The organism is Marinobacter sp. (genome assembly GCF_039977835.1).
Taxonomy (GTDB): Bacteria; Pseudomonadota; Gammaproteobacteria; order Pseudomonadales; family Oleiphilaceae; genus Marinobacter.
The window spans coordinates 308,444-321,051 of the sequence record NZ_JBDWCL010000072.1; the positions used below are offsets into that span (position 1 = coordinate 308,444).

General features: G+C 57.9%; 12 protein-coding genes. 10 read left to right on the forward strand and 2 right to left on the reverse strand.

Annotation, left to right across the window (positions count from 1 at the left end; translation table 11 throughout):
• Position 1 precedes the first annotated feature (1 nt).
• Positions 2-1,078, reverse strand: a complete 1,077-nt coding sequence (gene rlmM / locus ABJM11_RS22100) for a 23S rRNA (cytidine(2498)-2'-O)-methyltransferase RlmM (RefSeq protein WP_348295514.1) — start codon at positions 1,076-1,078, stop codon at positions 2-4.
• 113 nt (positions 1,079-1,191) lie between these two features.
• Here rlmM and ABJM11_RS22105 point away from each other — a divergent pair, with 113 nt between their 5' ends.
• The gene (locus tag ABJM11_RS22105) at positions 1,192-3,033 is read left to right on the forward strand and encodes a diguanylate cyclase (protein WP_348295515.1); all 1,842 of its coding nucleotides are present in this window, start codon (positions 1,192-1,194) and stop codon (positions 3,031-3,033) included.
• 1 nt (position 3,034) lies between these two features.
• Here the strand turns inward: ABJM11_RS22105 and ABJM11_RS22110 are convergent, their stop codons facing one another.
• Positions 3,035-3,697: an alpha/beta family hydrolase gene (locus ABJM11_RS22110; protein WP_348295516.1), complete on the reverse strand. Its 663-nt coding sequence runs from the start codon at positions 3,695-3,697 to the stop codon at positions 3,035-3,037.
• Between the two features lie 224 nt (positions 3,698-3,921).
• On the opposite strand from ABJM11_RS22110, the gene ccoN reads away from it, so the two are divergent.
• From ccoN to ABJM11_RS22155, 9 genes are all read left to right on the forward strand, one after another.
• The gene (ccoN, locus tag ABJM11_RS22115; RefSeq protein ID WP_348295517.1) at positions 3,922-5,352 is read left to right on the forward strand and encodes a cytochrome-c oxidase, cbb3-type subunit I; all 1,431 of its coding nucleotides are present in this window, start codon (positions 3,922-3,924) and stop codon (positions 5,350-5,352) included.
• A 15-nt stretch (positions 5,353-5,367) separates the two neighbouring features.
• The gene (gene ccoO, locus ABJM11_RS22120; protein ID WP_348295518.1) at positions 5,368-5,976 is read left to right on the forward strand and encodes a cytochrome-c oxidase, cbb3-type subunit II; all 609 of its coding nucleotides are present in this window, start codon (positions 5,368-5,370) and stop codon (positions 5,974-5,976) included.
• Positions 5,977-5,980: 4 nt separating this feature from the next.
• The gene (locus ABJM11_RS22125; protein ID WP_348295519.1) at positions 5,981-6,166 is read left to right on the forward strand and encodes a cbb3-type cytochrome c oxidase subunit 3; all 186 of its coding nucleotides are present in this window, start codon (positions 5,981-5,983) and stop codon (positions 6,164-6,166) included.
• Positions 6,163-7,053: a cytochrome-c oxidase, cbb3-type subunit III gene (ccoP, locus tag ABJM11_RS22130; protein ID WP_348295520.1), complete on the forward strand. Its 891-nt coding sequence runs from the start codon at positions 6,163-6,165 to the stop codon at positions 7,051-7,053. The genes ABJM11_RS22125 and ccoP overlap by 4 nt, the downstream gene beginning before the upstream one ends.
• Positions 7,054-7,183: 130 nt before the next feature.
• Positions 7,184-8,617 (forward strand): cytochrome c oxidase accessory protein CcoG, encoded by a 1,434-nt coding sequence (gene ccoG / locus ABJM11_RS22135; protein WP_348295521.1) that lies wholly within the window; start codon positions 7,184-7,186, stop codon positions 8,615-8,617.
• Between the two features lie 30 nt (positions 8,618-8,647).
• Complete coding sequence (locus ABJM11_RS22140) at positions 8,648-9,163, forward strand: FixH family protein (RefSeq protein ID WP_348295522.1); 516 nt, start codon at positions 8,648-8,650, stop codon at positions 9,161-9,163.
• Positions 9,160-11,607, forward strand: a complete 2,448-nt coding sequence (locus ABJM11_RS22145) for a heavy metal translocating P-type ATPase (protein ID WP_348295523.1) — start codon at positions 9,160-9,162, stop codon at positions 11,605-11,607. Before ABJM11_RS22140 ends, ABJM11_RS22145 begins: the two co-directional genes overlap by 4 nt.
• Before the next feature lie 42 nt (positions 11,608-11,649).
• On the forward strand, positions 11,650-11,904 hold the full coding sequence (ccoS, locus tag ABJM11_RS22150) for a cbb3-type cytochrome oxidase assembly protein CcoS (protein WP_348295524.1): 255 nt from the start codon (positions 11,650-11,652) through the stop codon (positions 11,902-11,904).
• Positions 11,904-12,602 carry a sulfite exporter TauE/SafE family protein gene (locus ABJM11_RS22155; protein WP_348295525.1) on the forward strand — a complete coding sequence of 233 codons (699 nt, stop codon included), beginning with the start codon at positions 11,904-11,906 and terminating at the stop codon, positions 12,600-12,602. Before ccoS ends, ABJM11_RS22155 begins: the two co-directional genes overlap by 1 nt.
• Positions 12,603-12,608 lie beyond the last annotated feature (6 nt).

Sequence of the window (12,608 nt, forward strand, 5' to 3'; positions counted from 1 at the left end):
GTCAGTCCAGGCGCTCCACGAAGCAGGTAATTTCCTCACGGTCATGATAGAGGTGGCGGGCCCTGATACGGAAGGTCATTTCCGTCCGGCCCAGTCCCTGCTCCAGAATATCCCGGCAAATCAACCACTCGTCGTACCGTTTTTTCATCGGAAGCTTGAGGTTGAACACCGTGTAACGACAGAGCTTCTGATTCAGCCATTCCACCGCCATTGCCGCGGTACGGCGAGGGTGATCCACGATATCGCAGACCATCCAGTCCACCCCTCGCCTGGGTCGCCACTGATAGCCATCGGCCTCTACATGCTCAACATGACCTGAAGCCATGAGCTCGCTATTCATCGGCCCGTTATCAACTGCGGCTACCATCATACCCTGCCTGACCAGCTGCCATGTCCAGCCACCCGGCGCCGCCCCCAAGTCCACCGCCTGCTTTCCGCCACCCAGATAGTCAAGCTCTGACTCCGGTGACAGAAACACTTTCCAGGCTTCTTCCAGTTTAAGCGCTGAGCGGCTTGGCGCGGCAGCCGGCAAGCGCAGGCGGGGAATGCCACTGACGAAACGGGCCCGGTTATCTGCCAGACTCACACCAGCAATAACCCTGTCAAAACTCAGCAGCAACAATTCCAGCCGGGCTGGCAATTCCGCTTTGGGGTCGGGCTGCAGCAGTCCAGCCCCTCGCAGCCCCCTGGAGAGCGGCGATACCCATTTACGGGCGAAATTACCAAGGTCCGGATCACTGTTGTTTTCAGGCAAACGTATTTCCACTCGCGCGCAGGCCGGAAATTCTGCCTCCGCCAGCTTCAGCCCTTGGATCACCGCGCCCACACGGTCCGCAGCCGGCAAGGGTATGCCAGCCAGAACCACAAACCAGTCCCTGACAAAAACCAGCGTGTGGATAGAAACGCGGGCCAGCAGCGTATCCGCAAGCGCCGGGCCGGGAAGATTGAAAATAACAAACCCCTGGGAGTTCCCTGGCTCAAAGTAGCCGTAAACACCTTGGGCAGCAGCGGTATCGGTAAGCTCCCGGCCAGCCTCGGTTTCGAAGCCCGGTCGGCAGAAGGCAATTAATTGTTCCATCCGTCACCTGCAGCGGGTTCACATCGGGAACCCTTAAATTTGAATCTGTTTAACATCCACACGGCCCGCAATTGGCTACACTGTTCAGCTTCCCGTTGGCAGGAATACCTTTAATGCTGCTGTACCTGCGTTGTTTCATACCGTTTGTCGCATTACTACTTGCCACAGATGTGGCCGTCGCAGCCCATCCGGCGCAAACGGAACACTGCCCGCCATTGGAGGCCAACGACCCGCAGCAAAGAGCATCGCTGATGGACCACGTATGCTACCTCAGCGCCACACCCGGGGAGCCTGCGCACTCGGCCAGTAATCCAGCAGAACTGTCGGCTGACTCACTCTGGAAAGCCGCCAATGGCCATGACCTGGTGTTCAGTCACACCAACGCGGTTTACTGGGTCCGCCTAAACGTGCGCAATTCCGGCGCCACACGACAGCTGTGGTACCTCAAGCTTAACTACCCGCTGCTGGATGAAGTTACCTTCTGGCAGGCCGGCGAGGACGTGACAGAAGCCATTGCCACCGGAGACCAGTATCCGTTTATGTCGCGGGGCATAGATTACCGGTATTTCCTGCTCCCCGTCACGCTAGGCGGCAACGAGAACACGACCATTACCATCCGCATCCAAAGCAGTGGCGCCCTCAATGTTCCCCTGTCGCTGGAAACGCCTGCGGCGACCATTGCCCAAAGCAATCACCTCACTCTGGTTCACGGGCTTTTCTACGGCGCCCTACTGGTATTTTCTGCGTTCAACCTGTTGCTGTTCTTCAGCTCTGGCACCGCCTACTACTTCTACAACGCCTTTTATATGGCCTCACTGGGCCTTTTCCTGTTTGCCATGGGGGGCTTTGCCAACCAGTATTTCTGGCCCGACAGCACAGGCTTTGCCAATACCTCAATCCCCATGCTGATGTCGATCAGCTCCCTGGCAATGACCCTTTTTGGCCGTTCATTTCTGGAGGTTCATCCTCACTCCCGTGCCGACCGGGTACTTAAAGGTCTGGCACTGGTCAGCCTGGCTCTGCTCGCCTTCGCATTCATGTTGCCTTACAACAAATCCATTGTGCTGAGCACCACTGTTGCGCTGATGATTATTGCCAGTCTGTTTGTGATCGGGCTTGTCCGCTGGCGCCAGGGGTATCTGCCCGCCAAGTGGTACGTCATGGCATGGTCGGGAATGCTGGCGGGAGCTCTCATATACTCGCTTGCGGCGTTCGGATACCTCGCTGATTTTCTGGCACGGGAGATCTTCATGCAGGTGGCGGTTGGCGCCCAGGTGATTCTTCTGAACTATGCCATGGTTCAGCGGTGGCGACTGCTGAACCAGAAGCTGCTGGATGTGGAGCAGAATGCCCGCACCAACCTGGAGCTCAAGGTGCATGAGCGCACCGCCCAGCTGCGCAATACCATGAGAGAGCTGGAGCGAGCCAACCGGCAGTTGGCCACACTCAGCCTTAACGATGCACTGACCGGGCTACACAACCGGCGCCACCTCGACAACCTGTTACCTGAGTTGTGCGCAGAGTCCCGTCGCAGCGGTCTGCCGCTGACCATCGCGCTGCTCGACGCGGATCATTTCAAGGCAGTGAACGATGATTGGGGGCACGATTTCGGAGACCAGTGCCTGCAGCATATGGCCGACATACTCCGGCGCCACGTCAAGCGGCCAAGGGACGTGGCAATCCGTTTCGGAGGCGAGGAGTTTGCCATACTGTTGCCGGGGACCGGCTCTGACGGAGCGTGCAGGCTGTGCGAGCAGATACTGGAAGACCTGGCCGGTAGTCGGATAACGACCGGCAGTGGAGAGTCTGTCATCCTGACCATGAGCGCAGGTGTCGCAACCCTGGCCACAGGAGAGGACGAAAGAGAGCTCTTCCGACGTGCAGATGACGCTCTTTACCGGGCCAAAGCGGCCGGCAGGAACCGGGCGGAACAATCGGAACCGGAACCTTCCTGACTTACTTCCCACGGCGCATAAAATCTGCAGCCATGCTGGCCGCCTGCCTGATCAACTCTTCCTGGGTCTCCGGTTGCCGGGCCAGTGGATGGTAGTCGTGGTCTCCGCCTTCGAGCCATGAGAGGCAGAGGTTCCTCTCTGAGCCCGGCCCTTGCGCCTCTACTTCGTGCTTCCGGCCAAAGGCGTCACGGGTGCCCTGAATAATCTGAAGTGGACGCTGCAGATCCCCGAAATGCGATGTCCGCCAACGATCCGGCTTACCCGGGGGATGAAACGGGTAACCGAAACAGACCGCGCCGCAAACTTCAGACGGTATATCCGCTTCCGCAATAACATGACTGGCCATTCTCCCACCCATGGACTTGCCACCGATATACAGAGGGCTCCCGTCACCAGGCGCGGCCAACGCGGTCGCTATGGCCCTGCGAAAACAGCTCAACAACACGGGCTGCCGGTCCGGAGGCCTTTTCCGGCCATCCTGACGGCGTTTTTCCATGTATGGAAACTCAAACCTCAGCGTGCTCACTCCCTCTTCGGCTAGCCCTGAAACCAGCCTCTCCATGAAGACCGAGTCCGCCGGCGCGCCTGCTCCGTGTGCCAGCAACAGGCGGACCCTGGCGGGCCCTTGCCGCGCTTCAGACTTGTAAAATGTTACCGAATCCACTAGACCTCCCGATAAGGGCTCATATTGGTAGCTGGGACATCCTTTCACCGCGACCGGTTCTGCACCGCCCAGGTGCATTCCCAAATACTCTAATATATTCGCCATGTTACTGATTTAGCCGTATTTGACAGGGCTGGCGAGTTGATCTGAGTCATTGCAAACAGATAATGCTTTCTCCATACTTGCGCCCGCATCTTTCCCACTCTGAACCCATTGGTAAGGCTATGAGCACAGTAAATCCAAACCTGACATACAACTACAAGGTGGTAAGGCAGTTTGCCATCATGACGGTGGTATGGGGGATTGTAGGTATGGCCCTGGGCGTGCTGATTGCAGCACAACTGGTCTGGCCCGCCCTCAACCTCGACCTGCCCTGGACCCATTTTGGCCGTTTGCGGCCGTTGCATACCAATGCCGTTATCTTCGGCTTTGGCGGAAGCGCACTGTTCGCGACAGCCTACTATGTGGTGCAGCGCACCTGTCAGGCCCGTCTTTTCTCAGACGGACTTGCCGCGTTCACCTTTTGGGGCTGGCAGGCCATCATCGTGGCGGCAGCCATTACCCTGCCAATGGGTTTGACCACCTCCAAGGAGTATGCCGAGCTTGAATGGCCCATCGACATTGCCATCGCGGTGGTCTGGGTATCCTATGCTCTGGTCTTTTTCGGAACAATAATGAAGCGCAGCACGCCACACATCTACGTGGCCAACTGGTTCTATGGTGGCTTCATACTGACGGTTGCCGTACTGCATATCGGCAACAGCATGGCCCTGCCCGCAACCGCCTTCAAGTCCTATTCTGCGTATGCCGGTGTCACTGATGCCATGATGCAGTGGTGGTACGGCCACAACGCCGTGGGGTTCTTCCTCACCGCAGGCTTCCTCGGCATGATGTACTATTTCGTGCCCAAACAGGCCAACCGCCCTGTTTACTCCTATCGTCTGTCGATCGTCCACTTCTGGGCACTGATCGCCACCTACGTCTGGGCCGGTGGTCACCACCTGCACTATTCCGCACTGCCGGACTGGGCACAGACCGCGAGCATGGTAATGTCCCTGATTCTGCTGGCACCTTCCTGGGGCGGCATGATCAACGGCATGATGACCCTGTCAGGCGCCTGGCACAAACTCCGCACCGATCCGATCCTGCGCTTCCTGGTGGTATCCCTGTCGTTCTACGGCATGTCTACCTTTGAAGGCCCGATGATGTCCATCAAGACCGTGAACGCGCTGTCGCATAATACTGACTGGACCATTGGTCACGTCCACTCCGGCGCCCTGGGCTGGGTTGCCATGATCAGCATCGGCGCCATCTATCACCTGATTCCCAAACTGTGGGGCCTCCAGGCCATGTACAGCACCGCCATGATTAACGTGCACTTCTGGCTGGCAACGGTCGGCACTGTGCTCTATATCGTCGCCATGTGGGTGAACGGCATCATGCAAGGCCTTATGTGGAGAGCCGTCAACGAAGACGGCACACTGACCTACAGTTTTGTCGAGTCGCTCGAGGCATCCTATGCGGGTTACTTTGTTCGGTTCTTCGGCGGCGTGATATTCCTGTCGGGCATGCTGATCATGGCCTATAACGTGTACATGACCGTGCGTCAGAAAGAAGCCGTTGCTCAGAACAATACAGCAGCGCAAGCGGCGTAACGGGAGACATTACTGATGAAACACGAAATCGTTGAAAAAAACCTCGGGATAATGATCGTACTGATCATCCTCACCATCAGTGGTGGTTTCCTTGCCGAAGTGGTGCCGTTGTTCTTTATAGAAGAGACCAATGAGCCGGTAGAAGGCCTGGAACCGCTGTCCGCCCTGGAACTGGAAGGCCGGGATATCTATATCCGTGAAGGCTGCCATGTCTGCCATACCCAGCAGATCCGTCCGTTCCGCGCCGAAACCGAGCGCTATGGCCACTACTCGGTTGCCGGTGAATTTGTCTATGACCGCCCTTTCCTGTGGGGCTCCAAACGTACCGGCCCGGATCTTGCCCGGGTTGGCGGCCGTTACTCTGACGCCTGGCAGCGCCAGCACCTTTACGATCCACGCAGCGTGGTACCGGAGTCCAACATGCCGGCCTTTCCCTGGCTGTTCGAGGACCGCATCGACCATACCGACACGGAAGCCAAGCTGAAAACGCTCCGGACACTGGGTGTACCTTATACAGACGAGCAGGTTGCGACAGCCGCTGACGAAGTAAAAGGCAAATTCGAAATCGAAGCTCTGGTCGCGTACCTGCAACAGCTTGGTACCGTGATTTCAGAGAAGCGGTGATCCCATGGATATAAACGAGTTACGCGGCATTCACACACTGGTCATCATGGCCATGTTTCTGGGCATCATCTGGTGGGCATACAGCGCTCACCGGAAGAAAGCCAATGACGAAGCAGCCCACCTGCCCTTCGACGATGAAGAAGTTGAAAAGCGTACTCTTGAACAGGAAAAGACGGAGAAAAAACGATGAGTACCTTCTGGAGCATCTGGATCAGCGTGATCGTGCTCGGTACCGTGTTCGGTTGTTGGTGGCTTCTTCTTGCCACTCGCAAAAGCCAGACCACTGATACTGAAACAGACAAGACTGTGGGACATTCCTTCGATGGTATCGAAGAGTACGACAACCCGCTGCCCAAGTGGTGGTTCTATCTGTTCGTTGCCACGTGCATTTTCGCGCTTGGCTATCTGGCACTCTATCCTGGCCTGGGCAACTTCAAAGGCCTGCTGGGATGGACTTCCACCAACCAGTGGGAGGCCGAGGTCCAGCAAGCTGATGCCAGGTACGGCGAACTCTACGCGAAGTTCGGTGATACGCCGGTTCCACAGCTGGCAGAAAATGATGACGCCATGAGAATGGGCCAGCGGCTGTTCGCCAACAACTGCTCAGTCTGCCATGGATCTGCCGGTCGCGGGTCTCTCGGCTTCCCGAACCTGACCGACGACGACTGGCTGTACGGGGGCGACCCTGATTCAATCCTGACCACGCTTCACCAGGGTCGCAACGGCAACATGCCCGCCAAGGGCACCATGCCGAACATGACCAATGAGCAGGTCGACCAGGTGGTCAACTTTGTCCTGAGTTACAGTGGTCGTGAAAAGGACGCCGAAGCAGCACGCCAGGGTAAAGAGGTCTATGCCCAGGCCTGCGTGGCCTGTCATGGTCCGGAAGGTAAGGGCAATCAGGCTCTTGGGGCACCAGATCTGACGGACAACACCTGGCTCTACGGTTCCACCTACGACTGGATCAGGGAGACCGTTGTTAATGGCCGTCAGAACCAGATGCCCGCACAGGGCGGCCGGCTCTCTGATGATCAGATCCAGATCCTGGCTGCGTACGTTTACAGCCTGTCCAACTGAGTGTCCGGCCGGGGCTCGCCCCGGCCCGGTCTGCTCAACCCTGTGTCTGCCTCCGCGGGCACAGGCTTGAGAAGATCCCCTGCCCCACAGATCTCTGTGATACGGGCGCCACATCATCGGGAGGTTAACGATGAGCAGTGAGATTCCGGTCAAACAGGTTGACCCATCCTCTGACGCCTCCGACAAAAAAAACAACAACGCCGGAACTGTCGAGCTATACGCCAGCCGCAAGAAGATCTATGTGAAAGAGGTCAAGGGCTTCTTTCAGCGTATCCGCAATGTCAGTCTGACGGCCCTGATGGGCATGTATTTCCTGTTTGTCTGGATCACCGTGGATGGCCAGCCGTTGATTCACTTTGACCTGCCAGCGCGGGAATTTCACCTCTATGGCGCCACATTCTACCCTCAGGACTTTATCCTGCTCTCCGGCATGCTGATCATCTCTGCCTTCGGCCTGTTCTTTATTACCACGCTCTTTGGCAGGGTGTGGTGCGGTTATACCTGCCCGCAAACCGTCTGGACCTTCATCTTTATGTGGGTAGAAGAGCGCATTGAGGGCAGCCGCAACAAGCGCATGAAACTGGACAAAGCGCCCCGCTCGGCTGAGAAGATTGCCAAGAAATCCGCCAAGCATTCCGCCTGGCTGCTTATCGCGCTCGCCACCGGCGTTACCTTTGTGGGGTACTTCTACCCCATCCGCGAACTGATCGCAGACCTGTTTACCCTGCAGGCGAATGGCTGGGCCTACTTCTGGGTCGCTTTCTTTACCGTTGCCACCTACCTGAACGCGGGCTGGATGCGTGAGCAGGTGTGCCTGTACATGTGCCCGTATGCCCGCTTTCAGTCCGTGATGTTCGACCCCAACACCCGCGTGGTTTCGTACGACCCCAACCGGGGAGAGCCGCGGGGCAGCCGCAAGAAAGGCGTCGACCCTGCGGAACTGGGCCTGGGCGACTGTATCGACTGTGGTCAGTGTGTCCAGGTCTGCCCGACCGGCATCGATATCCGCGATGGCCTGCAGTATGAATGCATTGGCTGTGCCCTTTGTATCGATGCCTGTGACGAAGTCATGGACAAGATGAACTATCCACGGGGTCTTATCCGCTATACCACGGAGAACGAACTTGAAGGCAAAACCTCCAAGCTCCTGCGGCCCCGAACCTTCGGCTACGGTTTGGTATTGCTGGCGATGATGGCCGCCATTACCGTCACGATCATGACGCGGGTTCCTGCACAGCTCGACGTGCTCAAAGATCGTGGGGCACCCTTTGGCTACAATGGTGAGGGCCGTATCGAGAACAGCTATACCCTGAAGATCGCCAACATGACCGAAGTACCACAGGTCTTTACAATCTCGGCCTCGGGCCTTGAGAGCATCAGAGTGCTGACAGAAACCACCGTCACCGTCGACAGCGGCGAAAACCGCTCTGTTCCGACCGTGGTGGATGTCGACCCCGAAATCATCTCGGAAAGCAACAATGCCATCATGTTCAGGATTGAATCACAATCTGACGAATCGCTGGTACTGGAAACGGAAAGCCGTTTTATTGCCCCCAATCGCTGATTCCTGGAGTCAGCAGTGTGAGATACAACTATGACTGAGAACACATCCGCAGGTCCCTGGTACCGTCAGCCATGGCTCCTGTTCCTGCTGATTTTTCCGGGAGCCGCTATTGTCTGGTGTACTGTCGCGATCACGGTCGCCCTCAACACCGACAACTCCATGGTTACCGACGATTACTCCAAGGAAGGTCGCGGCATCAATATGGAGATCGCTCGTGACCAGGCTGCGAAAGATCTCGGCCTCAGCGCCGAAATGGCCTTCAAGGAGCGGGAAATCAGCCTGTCGATGAATACTTCGGAAGGCACTTCTGATTTCCCCTACCTGATCCTCAACCTTTTCCACCCGACCATCGCGGAACGGGACCGTACTATCCAGTTTCGTGCAATGGGTGAAGGACAGTATGTGGCGAACCTCAATCAACCCATTGAGGGTCGCTGGTACTTTGATCTGCGGGGACCGGATAACAACTGGCGACTCAAAGGTGAGTCCACCCTGCCATCAGAGCATCCATTGACTCTCGGCAAGGCCTCTGAAGACCGCGGGTGAAACCCTTGAATTGCTTTCACTGCGGGGAGCCGGCACCCGGCAAACCCGCCATCACACTCGAGCTTGAGGGAGAGCTGCGTCACTTCTGCTGCCAGGGCTGCAAAGCCGTCTGCGAGACCATCCGGGCGGAGGGTCTCGACGGCTTCTATCAATTCCGTACCGAGCCGGCCGTTACACCGAAGCAGCTGACGCAATCCGAGCTCAACCGGATAACGGAACTGGACCATCCCCTGGTCCAGAAATCCTTCGTATCGCCGGTCAAGTCAGGCCAGGAAGCCACCCTGCTTATCAACGACATTACCTGCGCCGCCTGCATATGGTTGCTGGAAAATCATATGGCAAAGCAACCCGGGGTAATCTCTTTCTCCGTCAATCATAGCACTCAGCGAGCTCGCCTGGTCTGGAATCCGGAGCAGGCCAGGCTCAGTGCGTTGCTGATTGCCATCCACGAACTGGGTTATCGGGCACGCCCCTACCAGGCGGATGAGGCCGAGAAAGCACTGAAAGCAGAGCACCGGTCGGCGCTGATCCGCCTGGCCGTTGCAGGCATCGGCTCTTTCCAGACCATGATGCTGGCTTTTCCATTGTATTTTGAGCTGGTCAGCGAGCTGTCTCCGGAGTTTGTCAGCTTCTTCCGCTGGTTCAGCCTTCTGGTGGCTACCCCTGTGGTCTTCTACAGTGCGCGTCCTTTCTTTACCAACACAGTGAGAGACCTCCGTAGCCGACATCTGACCATGGATGTGCCTGTAGCCACGGCCATCGGGCTGGCCTACATTGCCAGTGCCTGGGTGACCGTATTCGGGGGCGAAGAAGTCTACTTCGAATCCGTGTGCATGTTCACGTTCTTCCTCCAGCTCGGCCGTTACATCGAAATGCAGGCACGTTACCGGGCGGGGCTGACGGGTAATGCCCTGGCTGGTTTCCAGCCAATGGTGGCCAGCCGTCTACGTGGCAACGAAAGCGAGATTATCTCGACCCATGACCTGGCCAGGGGCGACGTGATCAGAGTCAGGCCCGGGGAAACCCTGCCGGCCGACGGCATCATTGTCAGCGGCAATTCGACTCTTAATGAAGCCGCTCTGACCGGCGAGTATCTGCCGGAAACCCGCCATCCCGGGGATGAGGTGCATGCCGGCAGTGTGAACGGCGAGAACCCGCTGGAAGTGGAAGTCCGCCGCGCGGGGGGGCAGACGCGGCTGTCGGGTATCCTTCGCATACTTGACCGGGTTCAGGCGGAAAAACCACCCGTCGCACTGATGGCGGACCGCATCGCCGGTGTTTTTGTCAGCCGTATACTGATCCTCGCACCCGTCATCTGGCTTGGCTGGTGGCTGGCGGGCGCGGACAATGCCTTCGACATCACCCTGTCAGTACTGGTGGTAACCTGCCCCTGCGCCCTTTCCCTGGCCACACCAACTGCCATTACCTCGGCCACCATGCGGCTCCGGAAGCTGGGACTGCTGCCCACCCGCGGACATACGCTCGAATCTCTGAATACCATCGATACGGTCATTTTCGACAAAACCGGAACTCTGACCCGGGGTGAGCTCAGCCTCGTAGACACCCACGTGGTCGGACCCTTCGGCCGTGAGCAATGTCTTGAAATGGCAGCGAGCCTGGAGAAACACTCTGAACATCCTGTTGCCAGGGTGTTTCACCATCTGCGAAGCCCCTCCGCGCAGAACGTACAGAACCATCTCGGCGGCGGATTGTCCGGCGAACTCGACGGGCATCACCTCTACATAGGCCACAAGGATTTCGTCCAGACCAGTACGGGTCATGAGTCGCCCCCATGCGACGACCATCGGGGCATGGAAGTCTGGCTGGCGAACGACTCGCAATGGCTCGCCCGATTCACCCTGGACGACCAGCCCCGGGCGGAGGCAAAAGAAGCAGTTCAACTACTGCAACAGGCCGGGCTGCGCACAATCCTGCTCAGTGGCGACCGCTCCGGCCATGTTACGCAGATTGCGCAAGCGCTGGGTATTGATGAAGCCATCGGCCAGGCATCGCCAGAAGAAAAGCTTCAGGTTCTTGAGGATCTACGTGAGCAGGGCCGCCACATCATGATGGTAGGGGATGGACTCAACGATCTGCCCTCCATGGCAGGCGCAGGTGTGTCGGTGGCTATGGGCAGTGCCGCTGATCTGACACAGCTCAAGGCAGACGCTGTGCTGCTGAACGGGCAGCTCACCCAGCTGGCCGAAGCGCTGAAAACCGCCCAACGCACCCGTCGCATCATTCGCCAGAACATGGCCTGGGCCCTCGGCTATAACCTGTGCGCCCTTCCCCTGGCAGCAGCCGGGCTGGTACCACCCTGGCTGGCAGCCATCGGGATGTCAATCAGCTCGTTGGTCGTGGTCCTCAATGCCATGAGACTGGGGGGAGCACGGCAACGGCCGGAATCGCCCGCGCCGACGGTTGGCGCCGAGGCAACGTCCTGATACCGTGGAAGAGAAATCACCCGCAATGCTTGAGGTAGCACCGTGAAAATCGTAATGATCCTTGTTCCGGTCATGCTGGTACTCGTAGCCTTGGGCATAGTCCTGTTCTCATGGGCAGTCAAAAACGGTCAGTACGATGATCTGGACGGGCCAGCCCATCGCATCCTCTACGACGACGACAAAGACAAAATCCCGGACGACGCGAAGCAGCCACAGCAGCAGACGGCCACCCGCAATAATCGCTCTCCGGTGAACAAGGTCGAGGGTAACAATTCCGGAGACGACCAGACCTCCTGATGGGCGAAGAACTTTACCTGAGTAATTCCAGCGCCTTCCTGATCGGACTGTTGGGCAGCACGCACTGCCTGAGCATGTGTGGCGGGATCAGCGCTTCCCTGTCCATGGCCCTACCGGTAGGCAAGGGGTTTCGTCTTCGCCAGACCTTCATGCTGCTGGCTTTCAACGGCGGGCGCATCGCCAGCTATACCCTGATCGCGGTGTTGCTTGCCTTGCTCAGTACCAGTGCCGCGGGCTACTGGACCCAACTGGGCCCCGTACTCCGCACTCTGGCAGGCCTATTACTCATTTTGATGGGACTGTCCATGGGGCAGTGGTGGCAGGGCATCCGCTATGTGGAGCGCATCGGGGGGCCGGTCTGGAAACGACTTTCGCCCCTTACCCGGCGCGTCCTGCCTGTACACCACGCTGGTCAGGCCCTGGCTCTAGGGGCACTGTGGGGATGGCTGCCCTGTGGTCTGGTCTACAGCACGCTGGGCTGGGCCGCCCTGCAGCCTACTGTAGGCAGTGCTGCTGCGACCATGATGTTCTTTGGATTGGGCACCCTACCCTCAATGCTGGCAACCGGCTACGCCGCCACCTGGATCAGCAAGCTCCGGGAACAGAAGCGTTTCCGGCAGTTAGCCGGGTTGCTGCTGATCGGATTCGGGATCTGGACCCTGCCAATCACTGCAATGATGCATTCAGGGCACGGCTAGTGTTCC